Annotated in this window: 15 protein-coding genes and 1 tRNA gene; 13 read left to right on the top strand and 3 right to left on the bottom strand. The window is 69.5% G+C overall.

Translation table 11 applies throughout. The features are described from left to right. On the top strand, nucleotides 1-1,354 hold a 1,354-nt coding region (locus DW306_RS14090), incomplete at its 5' end, for a PH domain-containing protein (RefSeq protein WP_168429339.1). A 4-nt stretch (nucleotides 1,355-1,358) separates the two neighbouring features. Then, nucleotides 1,359-2,051, top strand: a complete 693-nt coding sequence (locus tag DW306_RS14085; protein ID WP_136056224.1) for a DUF2520 domain-containing protein — start codon at nucleotides 1,359-1,361, stop codon at nucleotides 2,049-2,051. An 18-nt stretch (nucleotides 2,052-2,069) separates the two neighbouring features. Here DW306_RS14085 and DW306_RS14080 read toward each other — a convergent pair whose 3' ends face one another. Continuing rightward, nucleotides 2,070-3,938: a DUF2207 domain-containing protein gene (locus tag DW306_RS14080; RefSeq protein WP_136056223.1), complete on the bottom strand. Its 1,869-nt coding sequence runs from the start codon at nucleotides 3,936-3,938 to the stop codon at nucleotides 2,070-2,072. A gap of 80 nt (nucleotides 3,939-4,018) precedes the next feature. Here DW306_RS14080 and lysS point away from each other — a divergent pair, with 80 nt between their 5' ends. After that, a complete protein-coding gene (gene lysS / locus DW306_RS14075) occupies nucleotides 4,019-5,551 on the top strand; it encodes a lysine--tRNA ligase (protein ID WP_136056222.1) in 1,533 nt (510 codons plus the stop codon). A 13-nt stretch (nucleotides 5,552-5,564) separates the two neighbouring features. Here the strand turns inward: lysS and DW306_RS14070 are convergent, their stop codons facing one another. Continuing rightward, nucleotides 5,565-6,710 (bottom strand): DUF4192 family protein, encoded by a 1,146-nt coding sequence (locus DW306_RS14070; RefSeq protein WP_136056221.1) that lies wholly within the window; start codon nucleotides 6,708-6,710, stop codon nucleotides 5,565-5,567. Between the two features lie 64 nt (nucleotides 6,711-6,774). Here DW306_RS14070 and DW306_RS14065 point away from each other — a divergent pair, with 64 nt between their 5' ends. The 3 genes from DW306_RS14065 to DW306_RS14055 all read left to right on the top strand — a co-directional run bounded on the left by DW306_RS14065 (nucleotide 6,775) and on the right by DW306_RS14055 (nucleotide 9,349). Continuing rightward, nucleotides 6,775-6,996 carry a hypothetical protein gene (locus DW306_RS14065; protein ID WP_136056220.1) on the top strand — a complete coding sequence of 74 codons (222 nt, stop codon included), beginning with the start codon at nucleotides 6,775-6,777 and terminating at the stop codon, nucleotides 6,994-6,996. Between the two features lie 91 nt (nucleotides 6,997-7,087). Next, nucleotides 7,088-8,548 (top strand): cardiolipin synthase, encoded by a 1,461-nt coding sequence (gene cls, locus DW306_RS14060; protein WP_136056219.1) that lies wholly within the window; start codon nucleotides 7,088-7,090, stop codon nucleotides 8,546-8,548. Nucleotides 8,549-8,611: 63 nt separating this feature from the next. Beyond that, nucleotides 8,612-9,349 carry a hypothetical protein gene (locus tag DW306_RS14055; RefSeq protein WP_136056218.1) on the top strand — a complete coding sequence of 246 codons (738 nt, stop codon included), beginning with the start codon at nucleotides 8,612-8,614 and terminating at the stop codon, nucleotides 9,347-9,349. A 25-nt stretch (nucleotides 9,350-9,374) separates the two neighbouring features. Here the strand turns inward: DW306_RS14055 and DW306_RS14050 are convergent, their stop codons facing one another. After that, nucleotides 9,375-10,373, bottom strand: coding sequence for a diacylglycerol kinase family protein (locus DW306_RS14050; protein WP_136056217.1), 999 nt, complete (start codon nucleotides 10,371-10,373; stop codon nucleotides 9,375-9,377). A 57-nt stretch (nucleotides 10,374-10,430) separates the two neighbouring features. On the opposite strand from DW306_RS14050, the gene serS reads away from it, so the two are divergent. From serS to DW306_RS14015, 7 genes are all read left to right on the top strand, one after another. Next, the gene (serS, locus tag DW306_RS14045) at nucleotides 10,431-11,738 is read left to right on the top strand and encodes a serine--tRNA ligase (RefSeq protein ID WP_136056216.1); all 1,308 of its coding nucleotides are present in this window, start codon (nucleotides 10,431-10,433) and stop codon (nucleotides 11,736-11,738) included. Continuing rightward, nucleotides 11,735-12,556, top strand: a complete 822-nt coding sequence (locus DW306_RS14040; RefSeq protein ID WP_136056215.1) for an HAD family hydrolase — start codon at nucleotides 11,735-11,737, stop codon at nucleotides 12,554-12,556. Before serS ends, DW306_RS14040 begins: the two co-directional genes overlap by 4 nt. A gap of 43 nt (nucleotides 12,557-12,599) precedes the next feature. After that, nucleotides 12,600-12,684: transfer RNA gene (locus tag DW306_RS14035), tRNA-Ser, on the top strand. Nucleotides 12,685-12,708: 24 nt separating this feature from the next. After that, nucleotides 12,709-13,944 carry an LCP family protein gene (locus DW306_RS14030; protein ID WP_136056214.1) on the top strand — a complete coding sequence of 412 codons (1,236 nt, stop codon included), beginning with the start codon at nucleotides 12,709-12,711 and terminating at the stop codon, nucleotides 13,942-13,944. A 65-nt stretch (nucleotides 13,945-14,009) separates the two neighbouring features. Next, the gene (locus DW306_RS14025) at nucleotides 14,010-15,014 is read left to right on the top strand and encodes a LacI family DNA-binding transcriptional regulator (RefSeq protein WP_136056213.1); all 1,005 of its coding nucleotides are present in this window, start codon (nucleotides 14,010-14,012) and stop codon (nucleotides 15,012-15,014) included. Nucleotides 15,015-15,210: 196 nt separating this feature from the next. Further along, entirely contained in the window at nucleotides 15,211-16,854 is a 1,644-nt protein-coding gene (locus DW306_RS14020) for a glycoside hydrolase family 13 protein (RefSeq protein ID WP_136056228.1), read from the top strand. 46 nt (nucleotides 16,855-16,900) lie between these two features. After that, nucleotides 16,901-18,271 (top strand): extracellular solute-binding protein, encoded by a 1,371-nt coding sequence (locus DW306_RS14015; protein ID WP_136056212.1) that lies wholly within the window; start codon nucleotides 16,901-16,903, stop codon nucleotides 18,269-18,271.

Raw genomic sequence — 18,271 nt, 5'->3', positions numbered from 1 at the left:
CGCGGGAGCCGCTGCCGCGCACCCGGGGGCTCCGGCCTCGACGCGGGCGCAGCTGCGCGGCTCGGTGAACGAGGGCGTCACCAGCCTCATCACCGGCGTGGACCTCGCCGATGTCGCGCCCGAGAGCGTCGTCAAGATTCCGACGGGTCGTCTGATCGGCTCGCAGCTGATCTCCGGACTGCTCTGGCTGCTCTTCTTCGGCGTGATCTTCGCGATCGCGCTCGGCAGCACGATCATCGGGGTCCTCGCCGACGGAGACACCGAAGGCGGAGTGGTGCTGCTCGGCATCGGGCTGGCCATGGGGATCCCCATGGTCGTCGCCGTCGTGGGTATCACCTGGGCACAGATCTCGAAGTCGCTGCGCTACTCGATCGCCCCGACACCCGACGGGGTGCGGATCACCTACGGCCTGCTCACGACCGTGACCGAGACCCTCCCTCCCGGACGCATCTTCGCCGTCGAGGTGTCGCAGTCGCTGCTCTGGCGTCCGTTCGGATGGTGGACGATCAAGATCAACCGGATGAGCGGCAAGAGCACGGCAGCGCAGCAGTCGGGCAGTGCGCAGCAGTTCAACGTCGTGCTCCCCGTCGGCAAGCGCGCCGACGTGGAGCGCGTGCTCGGCCTGGTGCTCCCGGATGTGCCGGCCGCGAGCATCCCGTTCCTCTGGGAGCAGGGCGTCGTCGGCCCGGTCGAGGGCGACCCGTTCCGCCGGATGCCGCGACGGGCCTGGTGGCGTCGTCCGCTGTCGTGGAAGCGGCACGGCTACTCGGTCGCCGACTTCGGACTGCTGCTGCGGCGCGGCGTCGTGTGGCGCAAGCTCGCCGTCTTCCCGCTGGCGCGCCTGCAGGGCGTCTCGCTCTCGCAGGGCCCCATCGACCGGGCGCAGCGCGTCTCCGGCGCCCAGGTGCACACCGCTCCGGGACCGATCACCGGATACCTCTCCGGGCTCGAGCGCGAGGACGCGCTGGCGCTGCTCGGCGATGTCAGCCGGGCGGCCGCCGAGGCGGCGTCGAGGGACACCAGTCATCGCTGGAGCGAACATGTTCCGGTGGCTCCGCACGCGCCGCCCGCGCCTCCGGCGTATCCGGCTCCTCCGGCGTACCCGGCTCCTCCGGCATACGGGGCGCCGGCGTACACCGATCTCCCGGCGCCGTCCGGTCCGCCCGTCTCGCTGCCCGCGCCTCCGGTGACGCCTCCGCCGGCACCGCCGATCGCCCCGCCTCCGGCTCCTCCGGTCGCGCCTCCTGCTCCTCCGGTCGCGCCGCCTCCCGCACCGCCGGTGGCGCCGCCTGCCGCACCGCCTGCTCCGCCCGTCGCTCCGCCTCCTGCTCCTCCCGCCACGAACGGGGAGTGACGGGGTGGTGCGTGACGGACGCCTCGGCGTCGGCATCATCGGCGCAGGACGCGTCGGCCCCGTGCTCGGCGCTGCCCTCGGCGGCGCCGGCCATGCGATCGTCGGCATCACGAGCGGTTCGGACGACGAACGCGCGTCCGCTGTCCTGCCGGAGGTGCCGGTGCTCGACGCGCTCGAGGTGGTGCGCCGCGCGGAGCTCGTGATCCTGGCGGTGCCGTCGGATCAGCTGAGCTCGCTCGTCGCGGGCATCGCGGAGGTCGGCGGATGGCAGATCGGCCAGCTCGTGCTGCACACCGACCCTGCTCACGGCACCGAGATCCTGCGGCCTGCGGCCGAACGCGGAGCGATCCCGCTCGCCGTGCACCCCGCGATCACGTTCACCGGCACGTCGATCGACCTGCGCCAGCTGCAGGCGGGTTTCGCGGCGGTGACCGCCCCGGGCCCGGTGCTGCCGATCGCGCAGGCGCTCGCCGTGGAGATGGGCTGCGAGCCGATCGTGATCGCGGAGGAGGACCGCCCGGCCTACGCGGACGCCATCCAGACCGCGACCGAGTTCTCGCGGTCGATCATCGGGCAGTCGACGGCGCGGCTTCGCGCGATCGGGGTGGAGAACCCGGGCGGCTACCTCTCTGCGCTCGTGCAGTCGACCGTGGAGCGGGCGCTGCGCGAAGCATCCGATCCGCCGCCGTTGATCTGACGACCGCGGCCGGGAGCGTCAGCGTCCGCCGGAGAACCCTCCACCGCCTCCGCCGCCCGAGAAGCCGCCGCCGAACGATCCGCCCGAGCTCGATGACGTTCCTGCGGACGGAGAGGTGTAGGTCGACGCCGCGTGCGAAGACGCGGTGAAGGTCGAGAGGTACACGCCGAGGTAGGGCGTGTTCGGATCGCCGATCCACCCGGGTCCGCGCTGCTCGCGGAGGTACGCCTGCTCCAGCACGTCTCCCCACTCCTTCTCCATGCCGAAGAGCATCGCGTAGGGGAGGAGGCGTTCGTACACGTGGATGACATCGGCGCTGCCGTCCTGCCGGCGTTCGGCGCCGCTGTACGACTGCAGCATGCGCAGACGGTCGGCATCCGCGACCCGGATGAACTCCTTCACACCCTGCAGATACTCGAACTGACGGGCACCTTCGGGGGTCAGCACGGTGTGCTTCGTGAAGGAGTAGAGGCTGGCGATGATCACGAGGAAGACGCCGAACGAGATCGCGACGAGCGCGGGGATCGCCGAGAGCCGACCCGAGGCCACGCCCCACACCGAGATGCCCAGGCCGATGACGGCGAGGACGATCGCGAACCACTGCACGATCACGGCCGCTCGACTGCGCGCCCTGGTCGTGAGTCCGCGGGATACCGCGGCGTTCTTCCCGGACTGCACGAGCGCCGTCATCCGCCCGGCGAATGCCTCGCTCGCACTCGGCACGTCGACGACGCCCCCGTCGTTCGCCTTCAGGAAGAGGGCGTCGAGTGCTTCGACGTCGAGGTGGTCGGGGATGCGGGCTCCCGCGATGCGCCGCAGCCGCGGGTTCTCGGGTGAGCCGCCTTCTTCGATGCGCAGGGTGCCCCGCACCGCGAGGTGCACGATCTCGGAGGGAATCGCGTCTTTCGCACCGGGCACGATGGCGGCGGCGAGCAGCGGCGGCATCGCATCGGGCACGTCGTACTGTGCGACGATGATCCCGCTCGCGCGGCGGCGTCGGCGCTGAAACGACCACACGGTCGCGCACGACCCGACCGACAGCACGGCGGCGCCGATGGCCGCGACCAGCGGGACGGTATCGGTCACCGGGTTGGGCGTGCGGGCAGAGGGCTGCGCGACCGTTCCCGGCTCGAAGCCGATGGCGACGGTGACGCCGTCGCCCGCGGGGCGCTCGCCCGAGTCGACACGGAACGTCGCGATGCCGCCGTCGACGGCGGGCCCCCGAAGATCGCACGTGTCGGTCGAGCCCGAGACACCGGAGTAGCAGCTCGTCGCCCCCACGAGCCGCGCGCTCATCGCGGCGTCGAAGACGATGTCGGCGCGGAAGCGCTCGATGGGCTGGGTGCTGTCGAGCGGGAGCAGATCCCAGTAGAACTCGTCGACCGCGGGGGTGGCCGAGCCTTCGCCCCGTGACCCTCGCGATGCCCCGGCAGCGAGGATGACGTCGCGCATCTCGTATTCGATCACGTAGGTCGTGAGCCCCTGCACGAAGTCGTCGTTCCCGGTGAGGACGAACAGCAGGCCGTCGTCCTCGTCGGTCTCGTACGGGACGTCCGCCCCCTGCTCGTCTTTCACGGACAGGATGCGGGTGTCGATGCCGGCGCCCTCGTAGGTCGTCGGGAGCCCGCGGACGATGCCCCGGTTCTGGTCCTGGTCGGGGAAGCGGGCGACGAGCGTCTCGGTGACGTGCATGAGGGCGCGCCCCTCGTCATCGAGTCCGACCTCGTACACGGCGTCCCACGAGGCGTAGGAGAAGTCGTCCACGTCTTCCGACACCGACGGGCGCACGGACGATACCGGCGCCGCCGTCGCTGCCGCGGGCGCGGCGACCGCGACGAGCGCGAGGGCGAGGGCGGCGAACGCGTGGATGATCCGTGTCGGGGTCATGCCTCGAGGCTACCCAGCCCGCGCGAAGGACTCGGCACGCCGCCTCGGTAAACTGGGGAGGACTTCAAGGAGCACCGCACATGACTGACGCGTCCGCCGCGCCCGAATCGGCTTCGGCCGACCCTTCGACCGAAGAGGACGTCCACGAGCAGAAGGCCGTGCGTCTCGCCAAGCGCGAACGCCTGATCGCGAGTCGGGCGGATGCCGCGGGCGGCGCCTTCCCGGTCGCCGTCCCGGTGACGCACACGATCCCTGCGCTGCGCGCGGAGTACGGCGAGCTCGAGGCGGGCGCCGAGACCGGCGTCATCGTCGGCGTGGCCGGACGCGTGGTGTTCAGCCGCAACACCGGCAAGCTCTGCTTCGCGACGCTGCAGGCGGGTGACGGCACCCGCATCCAGGCGATGATCTCGCTGGCGAACGTCGGTGAGGAGTCTCTCGCCGCGTGGAAGGAGCTCGTCGACCTGGGTGACCATGTCTTCGTGCACGGCGAGGTGATCTCCAGCCGTCGCGGGGAGCTGTCGATCATGGCCGATGGGTGGACGATCGCGTCGAAGGCGATCCTTCCGCTCCCGAACGCCTACTCCGAGCTGAGCGAGGAGGGCCGCGTCCGCAGCCGCTACCTCGATCTCATCGTCCGCGAGCAGGCGCGCACCACCGTCCGCGCCCGCGCTGCCGTGAACGCGAGCCTGCGAGCCACCTTCACCAGCCACGACTACCTCGAGGTCGAGACGCCGATGCTGCAGGTGCAGCACGGCGGCGCATCCGCTCGTCCGTTCATCACCCGCTCCAACGCCTTCGACACCGAGCTGTATCTGCGCATCGCGCCGGAGCTCTACCTGAAGCGTGCGGTCGTCGGCGGCATCGAGCGCGTGTTCGAGATCAACCGCAACTTCCGCAACGAGGGCGCCGACTCGACGCACAGCCCGGAGTTCGCGATGCTCGAGGCCTACCAGGCCTACGGGGACTACAACCAGATGGCCGCGCTCACGCAGGAGCTCGTGCAGCAGGCGGCGATCGCGGTGACCGGGTCGACGACCGTGACCTGGGCCGACGGCACCGAGTACGACCTCGGCGGCGAGTGGGACCGCATCTCGATGTACGAGTCGCTCTCCGCTGCGTCGGGCCGCACGATCACCCCGCAGGACTCCGTCGACGACCTGATCGCCTTCGCCCAGGCCAACGACGTCGATCTTCCGGCGCAGGCCACGCACGGCAAGCTGGTCGAGGAGCTGTGGGAGCACTTCGTGAAGGGCGACCTCGTGCGTCCGACCTTCGTGATGGACTTCCCGGTCGACACGTCCCCGCTCGTGCGCGAGCACCGGTCGACCGACGGCGTCGTCGAGAAGTGGGATCTGTACATCCGCGGCTTCGAACTGGCGACCGGATACTCCGAGCTCGTCGACCCGGTGATCCAGCGCGAGCGCTTCGTGGAGCAGGCCAAGCTCGCCGCGCGCGGAGACGTCGAGGCGATGCCCGTCGACGAGGAGTTCCTGCGGGCGCTCGAGCACGGCATGCCGCCGTCGGGCGGCATGGGGATGGGCATCGACCGTCTGCTGATGGCGATCACCGGGCTCGGCATCCGCGAGACCATCCTCTTCCCCCTCGTCAAGTAGTCGTCGGTCCCGGTCATCGGGCCGGACCGCGTCGGAAGGCCCATTCCGGCAGGAGAGCGCCGCCGATCATCGTCTCGAGCAGCGCGGCGAGGCCGTACTGCGGGTCGATCTCGCGCACCATCTCGAGGTAGCGGCCCGCATGGCTCGAGCGGCCGAGAGCCCAGGACAGCCACGCCGCGGCCGTCAGCGGCGCCGTGCGGGACGCTCGCGGGGCTCGGGCTGCCGCGTGACGCACCACCGACAGGGCGACCCGGAGCCGGTCGGTGTCGGGAGCGGGTCCGCGGCCCAGGAAGACCTGACCCAGGTCGTCGGGAACCATCGACCCCGTACCGGCGAAGGCGAGCTGGGCGCCGAGCGTGCGCATGCCGCCGGCCAGGTCGGTCGCCCACTGCGCGATGGCGACGTCGCGGAACAGCGGGCGGTCGAAGCACCACAGCAGCGCCGCCGTCGCGAACGGCGGCAGGTCGTCGGGCGTCCGCAGGACCGACTCGAAGAACGCCGGCACATCTTCCAGCATCACGAGGGCGGCGATCGCCAGCGGGTTCTCCCTTCCCGTGAGCGTGCCGCACTTGTCGCGGCACAGCATCTCCGTGAGCTCGAGGAGCGCCGACGCCACCCGCTCCTTCTCGGCGAGGTCGACGGCGGGGAGCTCGGTCCCGGCGAACTGATCTCCGGCCACATCTCCGGCCGTCTCGTCATCGGCCGCCCCGTCACCGGACGTCGGCACAGCCACGGCATCGATGTCGCTGAGAGCACCGACCACCGGGTCGTCGACGAGGTAGCTCGCCCAGCCGGCGGGGGTCACGCAGAGCGCGTCGACGACGCGAAGGCCGGCGTCGTCGGCGCAGCCGAGCAGCTCGTCGACCTCGACGGCGAACGGCAGCACGAGCCCGTCTCGCGTGGGGTGGGGTTCGCCATCGGTGTAGACGACGAGGGCGACGGCATCCGTTCCCTCCACCCGCAGGGCCAGCCCGACCGCGGCGTCGGCGTATTCCTCGAGCGAGACGTCGTCTCTCGGCAGGTCGAGGCGCATCGCGCCGTAGGCGCGGGACCCGCGGAACGGCAGGAGAACGATGCTCTGCCGGGGCGTGAACCCGGCGAGGGCGGGGACGATCCGGAGGAATCCGGCGGAGTCGGAGGCGCGAAGCAGTGTGGTCATTCCAGGAGTGTGATCGAAGGAAGCATCCGCCGGTGCAGAAATCCGCTCCTGTGGAGGGGGCGGCGTGAAAGCCACGAATGTGGACGAAGAGTCGCTCGCGTACGATGGAGACATGGAGAACTTCTGGCTCGCTGCGGCATGGTCGATTCTGCCGACCATCGGAGTGAGCATCGTCTTCGTCTTCGTGCTCCGCGGAATCCTCCGATTCGATCGCACCGAGCGCAAGGTGCACGCGCAGATCGAGGCCGAGGAGCGCGCGGCGCGCGGCCTCCCTCCTCGCGCCTGAGCGGCGTCCGGGCCATCGGCTACTGTGTAGCCAATGCGCGGCGGACTGCGCGAACCTCCGGTGATCGCCACCGGGGGAGCGAGGGGAGACGATGACGCCCGAGATCTGGGCCCTGCTGACGGCGCTCTTCCTCCTGCTGCTCGATCTCACCATCCGCGCCACCGCGATCATCATCATCCCGCGCAATCGCCGTCCGACGGCGGCGATGGCATGGCTCCTCGCCGTGTTCTTCATCCCGTTCATCGGCGTCTTCCTGTTCCTCCTGATCGGAAACCCGCGCCTTCCGCGTGCGCGACGACGCAAACAGGACCAGATCAACGAGTACATCGCGCAGACGAGCGAGCACCTGCACTTCGGCACCCTCCGTCCGCACGCGCCCGGATGGTTCGGGCCGACCGTGGAGATGAACCAGAAGCTCGGCGCGCTCCCGCTCTCCGGTGACAACGGCGCCCATCTCATCTCGGACTACCAGGAGTCGCTGGACGCGATGGCCTCGGCCATCCGCGAGGCGAAGGACTACGTCCACGTCGAGTTCTACATCCTGCAAGCCGACGAATCGACCGACAACTTCTTCCGCGCGATGGAAGAGGTCGCCGCGCGCGGCGTCGAAGTGCGCGTCCTGATGGATCACTGGGCGAACCGCTGGAAACCGCGGTACAAGGCGACCCTCAAGAGACTGAACGCGATGGGCGCGGACTGGCAGCTGATGCTTCCGGTGCAGCCGCTCAAGGGCAAGATGCAGCGGCCCGATCTGCGCAACCACCGCAAGCTCCTCGTCGTCGACGGCAAGGTGGCCTTCCTCGGTTCGCAGAACGTCACCGACTCGACCTACAACCTCCCCAAGAACATCAAGCGGGGTCTGCACTGGGTCGACCTCATGGTGCGCCTCGACGGTCCGGTCGTGCTGAGCGTGAACGCGATCTTCCTCAGCGACTGGTACAGCGAGACCGACGAGGTGCTCGAAGAGATCGACATCGCGCACGCCGACATCGGCTCCGGCAATCTGGACTGCCAGGTGGTGCCGTCCGGGCCCGGCTTCAAGGTCGAGAACAACCTGCGCCTCTTCCTCGCTCTGCTCTATGCGGCCAAGCGCAGGGTCATCATCGTGAGCCCGTACTTCGTCCCCGACGAGGCCCTGCTGCTCGCGATCACCGCGGCGGTGGACCGCGGCGTGCACGTCGAGCTGTTCGTGTCGGAAGAGGGCGACCAGGCGATGGTGTACCACGCCCAGCGCAGCTACTACGAGGCGCTGCTCCGGGCCGAGGTGCGCATCTGGATGTACCGCAAGCCGTACATCCTCCACACCAAGAGCCTCACGATCGACGACGAGGTCGCGGTCATCGGATCCAGCAACATGGACATGCGCTCCTTCGGTCTCAACCTCGAGGTGTCGATGCTCGTGCGCGGCGAGGAGTTCGTCTCGGAGATGCGCGCCGTCGAGGACAAGTACCGGTCGCTGAGTCGCGAGCTCACCCTGGAGGAGTGGATGCAGCAACCGCTCCGCTCCACGGTCCTGGACAACCTCGCCCGTCTCACCTCGGCCCTCCAGTGAGCTCAGGGAGCACCGCCGGAACCTGTAGGTGAATCCGGAATATCAGACGGGTACCCTGTGAGCATGGCCTCACGCACGCGTCTCGCAGCCGTCCTCTCGTCGCTCGCGGCGATCGCGCTCCTCGCTGCCGGATGCACGTCGACGCCCGGCGCGGAGACGCCGACGAGCTCGCCCGCGCCGAGCGCGAGCGCGGGCGACGACACCGGCGACATCGAGGGCGTGCTCCTCGACGACGGCCGCATGTTCGCCGTCATCACGTGGGGCTCGTCCGGTTGCGTCCCGCAGGTCGACGAGGTCTCCGCAGAGGGCCAGACCGTCACCGTGACCGTCGTGGACCTCCCGGACGAGAACGGCGAGGAGAAGGTGTGCACGGCCGACTACTCGCCGCGCGCGAGCATCGGCGCCCTTCCGGAAGGCGTGGATCCGACGGCCGAGATCACCCTGAACGTCACCTACGGCGACATCGTCGATGATGTCGACCTCGACGGGAACCCCGACTTCGCGGGGAAGCCCGGCAGCTCGACGGAGTACCAGCCCTCCGCCGGCTGGTTCGACGACGGCAGCCTGGTGCTGCTCACCTGGGGCTCCTCTTCGTGCGCGCCGGTCGTGGAGTCCGTCGAGGGGTCGGGAAACGCGGGCACCGTCACCTTCGTCACGGATGCCGAGCAGGTGTGCACGATGGACATGGCGCCGCGCGCGACCATCATCGCCTTCCCCGATGACGATGTCGATGACGACGACTTCACGCTCACCCTCACCGGGGACGGCCTCGACGGCACCGTGAAGGTGCACAGCAGCTGACCACCGGCACCCGGGGCTCCGCGGCTCAGAGCATCGACACCGGGTGACCGGCGGGGAGGGCGAGCAGCAGCGCGCCCGGGTCCGCCCGGCATGTGACGCGCACGGCGTCGCCGAACGCGTCGCCATCGAGCTCGATCGGTGTCGGTCCGGGCGCTGCGGCCTCGGCGGCGACCCCGCGGAAGTAGTGCACGGAAGCGTCCCTGCCGCGGCGTTCGAGCACGCGTCGACCGGCGCGGAAACGCCGCAGGACCGAGTTGTCCCACCAGATCTTCCGCCACACGCCGAGCCAGCCGAGCACGCCCGTCGGCTGGATGACGGCGACGTCGAGCGTCGCATCGGTGATGGACGCGTCGGGGATGAGCGCGATCCCTGCGGGGAGCGTGCCGCAGTTCGCGAAGAGGATGCTGTGCACCTTCGTCGAATGCAGGCGCCCTTCGTCGATCTGATAGACGGCGCGGAACGGCCGCGCGCGCGGAAGCGATCGCGCCGCACCGTCGACGTAGGCGATCCAGCCCACCGACTTCTTGAGGTCGGACCGCGTGTTCGCGATCATGTCGGCGTCGAGGCCGATGCCCGCCAGCACCACGAACGCATGCTCCGACTGCTCGCCGTCCGCGCGGATCAGTCGCGCCCAGCCGATGTCGATCGGATGCCGGAAGTCGCCGAGGGCTGCGCGGATCATCTCCTCCGGATCGCCGAGCGGGAGGCCGAGATTGCGTGCGAGCAGGTTGCCCGTGCCGCTCGGCAGGATCGCCAACGGCACCCCGGAGTTCGCGATCGCCTCCGAGACCGCGCGGACCGTGCCGTCTCCGCCGGCCACGAGGACGACATCCACACCGCGGGCGAGCGCCTGCGCGGTCGCCGCCTGACCGGCGTCCTCGATCGTCGTGGGATAGAACGCCGGATGCTCCCATCCGGCGTCGCGCGACAGATCGCGCACCGCGGCGCGAAGCCGCTTCGCGTCGACCTTGATCGGGTTGTACACGAGCGCCGCCTGGCGGCGGGCGGGATCGCTCGTGGTCATGGCGCTACTCTAAGCCCGGCATCCGCTCGCCCCTCGTCCACCTCCTAGACTTGGTGGATGATCGACCTCGCACTGCTCCGCGAAAATCCGGAGATCGTCCGCCGTTCACAGGCTGCCCGTGGAAACGACCAGGGCACCGTCGACGCCGCACTCGAGGCCGACCGATCGCGCCGCGCCGCGCTGACGGCGTTCGAAGAGCTGCGGGCCGAGCAGAACGCGTTCGGCAAGCAGGTCGCGAAAGCGCCGAAAGAGGAGAAGGCGGCGCTCGTCGCCCAGGCCAAGGACCTCGCCGAGCGCGTCAAGCAGGCCCAACTCGTGGCCAACGCGGCCGCCGAAGCGGCAGCCGTCGCTCTCGCCCGCATCGAGAACGTCGTGATCGACGGCGTGCCGGCCGGTGGGGAAGCCGACTTCGTCGAGCTGCGCCGCGTCGGCGACGTGCCCGCCTTCGACTTCGAGCCCCGCGACCACCTGGAACTCGGCGAGCTGCTCGGCGCGATCGACATGGAGCGCGGCGCGAAGGTGTCGGGGGCGCGGTTCTACTTCCTCCGCGGCATCGGGGCCCGACTCGAGATCGCCCTCATGAACCTCGCTCTCGACAAGGCGCTGCAGCACGACTTCGTGCCGATGATCACTCCGACGCTCGTGCGCCCGGAGATCATGCAGGGCACCGGATTCCTCGGCGAGCACGCCGACGAGGTCTACCACCTCGACAAGGACGACGACCTGTATCTCGTCGGCACCAGCGAGGTCGCGCTCGCCGGATACCACAAGGACGAGATCGTCGACCTGACCGACGGCGCCCTCCGCTACGCCGGCTGGTCGACCTGCTACCGTCGCGAAGCCGGTTCGCACGGCAAGGACACCCGCGGCATCATCCGCGTGCACCAGTTCAACAAACTGGAGATGTTCGTCTACACCGACCCCGAGGACGCCGAGGCCGAGCACCTGCGCCTGGTCGCGCTGCAGGAGGAGATGCTGACCTCGCTCGGCCTCTCCTACCGCGTGATCGACGTCGCGGCCGGCGACCTGGGGTCCAGCGCCGCGCGCAAGTACGACATCGAGGCCTGGGTGCCGACCCAGGGCGCTTTCCGCGAGCTCACCTCCACGTCGAACTGCACCACGTTCCAGGCCCGCCGGCTCGACGTGCGTCACCGTCCGGCCAGCGAGGGGGGCGCCGCGAAGACGCAGCACGTGGCGACGCTGAACGGCACGCTCGCCACCACGCGCTGGATCGTCGCGCTGCTCGAGACGCACCAGCAGGCCGACGGCTCGGTGCGCGTGCCCGAGGTGCTGCGGCCGTACCTCGGCGGACTCGACGTGATCCGTCCCCTGGGATGGGTCGACGACGCCGAGGCGGCACGATGACCGGACCCTGGCTCGTCGGGCTCGACGTCGACGGCACGATCCTGCTGCAGGACGAGACCATGAGTCCCGGGGTGCCCGAGGCGATCACCCGTGTCCGCGAGGCCGGCCACGAGGTCACGATCGCCACCGGTCGCAGCTGGATGGCGACCCGGCGCTACGTCGAGGAGCTCGGCCTGACCGCGGAGTACGTCGTCTGCTCGAACGGCGCCGTGACGATGCGTCGCGTCGCCGGCGAGTGGGAGCGCTGGAACGTCGAGACGTTCGACCCTCGGCCCGTGCTCGCGCTGCTGCAGGAACGTCTGCCGGAGGCGCGCTATATGGTGGAGCTCGCGTCGGCGCAGCGCCTCTACACGGCGGTGCTCGACGACTGGACCCTCGACGGCGGCCGTCAGGTCGACTTCGACGAGCTCGGCGCCGAGCCGGTGTCGCGCATCGTCGTCGTCTCGCCGGGGCACGATGAGGAGGACTTCCACCGGCTGGTGGCGGATGCCGGACTCAACGAGGTGTCCTATGCCATCGGCTGGACGGCGTGGCTCGACATCGCACCCCAGGGTGTCGACAAGGGCACCGCGCTGGAGCAGGTGCGCACCGAACTCGGTGTCGACGGCGGCCGGGTCTTCGTGGCCGGAGACGGCCGCAACGACGTCGGCATGTTCGGCTGGGCACGCTCTCTCGGGGGCCGCGCGGTAGCGATGGGCCAGGCTCCGGACGAGGTGAAGGATGCCGCGGGCGAGATCACGGACGACGTGGCCGACGGCGGCCTGGCGACGGCTCTCGACACGCTTCCAGCACCCGCCCAGGTCGACGCGTCAGAATAGAACTCGGCTAGACTCACGCGTTGTCGGCAGATTTCGTCTGCCGGGAGGGTTGTCCGAGCGGCCGATGGAGCTGGTCTTGAAAACCAGTGGGCAGAGATGTCTCGTGGGTTCGAATCCCACACCCTCCGCATACTGAACCCGAAAGGCCACGAGTGAGCGAGAACTCCCGACGCCGGCGCACCATCGCGCGGCACGGTCAGCAACGCACCCCCGGGGCCGTCGGACAGCTGATGAAATTCCTCGCGATCGGCCTCGCCGTCGTGCTCGTCAGCGGTTTCGGCGTCGGCGCCTACATCCTCTACGACTTCTCCAGCACGGTCTCCGCGAACGCGGTCGATCTGGAGGGCCAGGAGCAGCTCCCGCCCGACATCGGGGAGTACAAGGGCGGCTTCAACCTCGTCCTCACCGGCGTCGACACCTGCGAGGAGAAGTACAAGGACCTCTTCGGCGATCGCTGCACCGGACGCGATGCCGGCGGCACGCTGAACGATGTGAACCTGCTGGTCCACGTCTCGCAGGAGCCGCGTCGTATCACCGTCGTCAGCTTCCCCCGCGACCTGATGATCCCGATCCCGGAGTGCACCGACGAGGACGGCAACGTCCACTCGGGCATGAGCAAGCAGCCGCTCAACGTCGCCTACACCGATGCGGGACTGAACTGCGTCGCCAAGACGATCGGTCAGCTGACGGGCCAGGAGATCCAGTTCGCGGCCTCTGTCACGTTCGGCGGAGTGATCGAGATCACGAATGCGATCGGCGGCGTCGAGGTGTGTCTCGCCAACCCGATCAAGGATCGGTACACGGGCCTCGACATGGAGGCCGGACAACACTACCTCCAGGGACTGCAGGCGCTGCAGTTCCTGCGCACCCGCCATGGCGTCGGCGACGGCAGCGACCTCGGCCGCATCGGCAACCAGCAGCAGTACATGTCGAGCCTGGCTCGCGCATTGATCAGCGGAGAGACGCTGGGCAACGTGCCGGTCATGCTCAAGCTCGCCAACATCGGCCTCAACAACCTCGAGACCAGCACGTCGCTCGCCGATCCGATGAAGATCGTGCAGATCGCCCTGGCGGTGAAGTCGGTGCCGTTCGAAGACATCGTCTTCCTGCAGTATCCGACGGTCGGCGACAGCGCCGATCCGAACAAGGTGGTGCCGAACCAGCAGGCGGCGAACGTGATGTGGGATGCCATCGAGGCGAACGCGCAGCTGCAGATCACGCATCAGAACACCAGCAACGACGGCGTGGTCGTCCAGGAGCCCACGGCTCCGGTCGACGGTGCGACCCCGGATCCGAACGCGACGCCCTCGGACGTCGTCGCTCTTCCCGACTCGATCAAGGGCAACTCCGCCGCGCAGCAGACCTGCTCGAACGGCAACGTCCGCTAGACGCCCGTTGCCGGACCCTGCAGATCGCTTGCGCGATCTTGCAAGAACTTGCGTACACTGACCCCATGTCGAAGCGACTCGCCGAGGTGGCGCGCAAGGTCGGAGTGAGCGAGGCCACGGTCAGCCGTGTGCTCAACGACAAGCCCGGCGTCTCGGACGCGACCCGTCAGGCGGTGCTCACGGCTCTCGACGTGCTCGGCTACGAGCGTCCGACGAAGCTGCGCGGAGAGCGTGCGCGCCTGGTCGGTCTCGTGCTGCCCGAGCTGCAGAATCCGATCTTCCCCGCCTTCGCCGAGATCGTCGGCGGCGCCCTGACGCAGAACGGGTACACGCCCCTGCTGTGCACGCAGAACGCCGGCGGGGTGACCGAGTCGGACTACATCGATCTGCTCCTCGCGCAGCAGGTCTCCGGCGTCATCTTCCTCGGGGGGAACTACACGCAGGCGGATGCCGCACATCAGCATTACGAGCGCCTCCGCCAGGTGAACCTGCCGACTGTCCTCGTCAACGCCCGGGTGCCCGAGCTGCAGTTCGCGACGGTGTCGACAGACGATTCCGCTGCGGCAGAGCAGGCCGTGCTGCACGTGCATCAGCTGGGGCACCGGCGGATCGGCCTGCTGCTCGGGCCCGCTGATCACGTGCCGTCGCAGCGCAAGCTCGAGTCCGCGCGGCGGCTGCTCGAGCGCCTCGGTGCTCCGCTCTCGGACGACCTCGTGATCCGCGGGATGTACTCGCTCGAGTCCGGGCAGGCGGGGGCCGCGCGTCTCTTCGAGGCGGGCGCCACGGCGGTCGTCTGCGCCAGTGACCCGATGGCTCTCGGCGCCGTGCGCGCCGCGCGGCGCGCGGGGCTCTCGGTGCCGGGGGACGTGAGCGTGGTCGGCTTCGACGACTCCGCGCTGATGAGCTGCACCGAGCCGCCGCTGACGACCGTGCGCCAGCCGATCGAGTCGATGGGAAGGGCGGTGATCGCGCTCCTGCTCGCCCAGATCGCCGGCACGGCTCAGCCGATCGACGAGCTCCTCTTCGAGCCCGAGCTGGTCCTGCGGGCGTCCACGGGCCCGCTGGCCTGACCGTTCGGCGTCGCGGCATCCGTCCGTCGCTCCCTTCGCGCGCTCTGCAAGAATCGCAAAATTACGACAATCTGTTTACTTCTTGCGTTAAATACGAAGTAAAGCTACATTCGGGACATCGCCACCGACGACGAGGAGTTCCGTGGACACCGATGTTCTGCGCAGCACCGCAACCGCGCCTGCCCGCACTCTGACCATGCCCGCGGATGAGGGCTGGTGGCGTACGGCCGTGATCTACCAGATCTACGTGCGCAGCTTCGCGGACGGCAACGGCGACGGCATCGGCGACCTCGCGGGTGTGCGGGCACGTCTCGGCTACCTGAAGGACCTCGGCGTCGACGCCCTCTGGTTCACCCCCTGGTACCTGAGCCCGCTCGCCGACGGCGGCTACGACGTGCAGGACTACCGCGACATCGACCCGCGGTTCGGCACGCTCGAGGAAGCGGAGGAGCTCATCGCCGAGGCCCTGGCGCTCGGCATCCGCACGATCGTCGACATCGTCCCCAACCACATCTCGGACCAGCACGAGTGGTTCCGGCGCGCCCTCGCGGCAGGCCCCGGCAGTCCCGAGCGCGAGCGCTTCTGGTTCCACCCCGGCCGCGGCGAGAACGGCGACGGCATCCCGACCAACTGGGTCTCCAGTTTCCAGGGCGAGACCTGGACGCGCACGCGCAACCCCGACGGCACCCCCGGGGAGTGGTACCTGCACCTGTTCACGCCCGAGCAGCCCGACCTCAACTGGAACCACCCCGACGTGCGGCGCGAGCACGAGGACGTGCTGCGATTCTGGTTCGACCGGGGCGTGGCCGGCGTGCGCATCGACTCCGCGGCGCTGCCGGTGAAGGATCCGGCGCTCCCGGACCTGCCTCCCGGCAGCGCCCCGGCCACCGATCACCCGCACATCGACCGCGACGAGCTGCACGACATCTACCGCGACTGGCGCGCCGTCGCCGACGAGTACGACGGCGAGCGCGTGCTCGTGGGCGAGGTGTGGCTCGAGGATGCGGAGCGCTTCGCCCGCTACCTGCGGCCCGGCGAGATGCACACGGCCTTCAACTTCGGCTTCATGGCTCAGCCCTGGAGCGCGCAGGCGATGCGCGACTCGATCACCCGCACGCTCGCCGAGCACGCTCCGGTGGGGGCGCCCGCGACTTGGGTGCTCTCGAACCACGACGTCACCCGACCGGTGACGCGCTACGGTCGTGCGGATTCCTCGTTCGCCTTCGATCGCAAGCGCTTCGGCACCCCGACCGATGCTGCCCGCGGACGGCAGCGGGCACGGGCCGCGGCGCTGCTCGTCGCGGCCCTGCCCGGCAGCCTGTACATCTATCAGGGCGACGAACTGGGCCTGCCCGAGGTGGAGCTGCCGCTCGACGCGATCGAAGACCCCATGCATTTCCGCTCCGGCGGGGTCGACCCCGGGCGGGACGGATGCCGCGTGCCGCTGCCCTGGTCGGGCTCCTCCAGCCCCTACGGCTTCGGCGGCACGCCGTGGCTTCCGCAGCCGGCGGACTGGGCGCCGCTCGCCGTCGACGCGCAGGAGCAGGATCCAGCATCCACCCTGAACCTCTACCGCGACGCGATCGCTCTGCGCCGAGACCTCGACGACCTCGCCGACGGCGGCTTCTCGTGGCTGCAGCTCGGCGCCGACGTGCTCGCCTTCCTCCGCGGAGACGGGGTGCTGAGCATCACGAACCTCGGCCCGACGGCGGTGCCGCTGCCCGCGCACCACGAGGTGCTGCTCGCCAGCACGGCGCTCCACGGCGCGTTGCCGCCGGACTCCACGGCCTGGCTCGCTCTGCACGCCCTGCCCGAGCGCTCCCGCGGAGCGAAGCCCTGAAGAGACCCTGCACGACCCGATCAGCAATCACATGGAAGGAAAGACGATGAAGTCACCGAAGAGGACCCTGGTCGCCGGCGTCGCCGCGCTGGCCACGGTCACCGCCCTCGCCGGCTGCTCCGCCGGAGGAGACGAGGGGAGCGCCAGCGGCAAGACAGAGCTGCGCGTCGCGACGTTCCCGCCCGGCGCCGATGCCGCGGCCTACGACGCGTTCGCGGCCCAGGAGAAGCAGTTCGAGAAGGAGCATCCCGACATCGACATCATCGGGGTCGAGTACGAGTGGGAGGGTCCGACCTTCGCGGTGCAGCTCGCCGGCGGCAGCCTGCCCGACGTCTTCACCGTGCCGTTCACCGACTCCAAGACGCTGCTCGAGAACGGGCAGCTCATGGACGTCACCGACGCGATCGACGAGCTCGGGTACACCGACAAGTTCAACCCGATCATCCTCGACGGCGTCACCGGAGATGACGGCAAGCTCTACGGCTTCCCGCGTCAGGCGTACGCCGCGGCACTCCACTACAACCGCGATCTGTTCGAGCAGGCGGGCCTCGACCCCGACAACCCGCCGCAGACGTGGGACGAGATCCGTGAGGCCGCGAAGGCGATCACGGACGCCACAGGCAAGGCCGGCTACGCGCAGATGGCCATCAACAACACCGGCGGCTGGCAGCTCACCTCTCAGACCGTCGCCCGCGGCGGCCGCACGCAGACCGACAACGGCGATGGCACGGCTGAGTCGACCATCGACAACGACGCGACGAAGGCGGCTCTGCAGTTCCTGCATGACGTGAAGTGGGAGGACGGCTCCTTCGGATCGAAGGTCGACCTCGACTGGGGAGCGATCAACCAGGAGTTCGCCGCCGGCAACATCGGCATGTACACCTCGGGCTCCGACATCTACACGGCGCTGGTGCGCGACTTCGGCATGGACTCGGCGATCTACGGCATGACCGTCGTGCCGCTCGAGGGCGACGACCCGGGCACGCTCGGCGGCGGCGACATCGCCGTGATGAGCCCGACCATCGACGAGAAGACCAAGGCGGCCGGCGTCGAGTGGATCGACTGGTACTACATGCAGAAGCTCACGGACAAGGATGCCGCGGTGCTCGACGCGAAGACGCTCGACGAGTCGGGCCAGGCTGTCGGCACGCCGCTCCTGCCCGTGCTCAGCCGTGAGCTCTACGACGAGTCGCAGGAGTGGATCGCCGACTACGTCAACGTGCCGGTCGATCAGATGAAGCCCTTCAGCGATCGCATCTGGGACCAGACGCCGGTCGGAGAGCCGAAGGTGAAGACCCAGGAGGTCTACGCGCTGCTCGACTCCGTGGTGCAGACCGTGCTCACCGACCAGAACGCCGACATCGACGCTCTCCTCGCTCAGGTGCAGACCGACGCGCAGGCGAAGCTCGACGAGTAG

Origin of the sequence: Microbacterium sp. K24 (genome assembly GCF_004794465.1) — a bacterium.
Lineage (GTDB): Bacteria > Actinomycetota > Actinomycetes > Actinomycetales > Microbacteriaceae > Microbacterium.
This window is presented reverse-complemented; position numbering and strand designations above follow the sequence as displayed.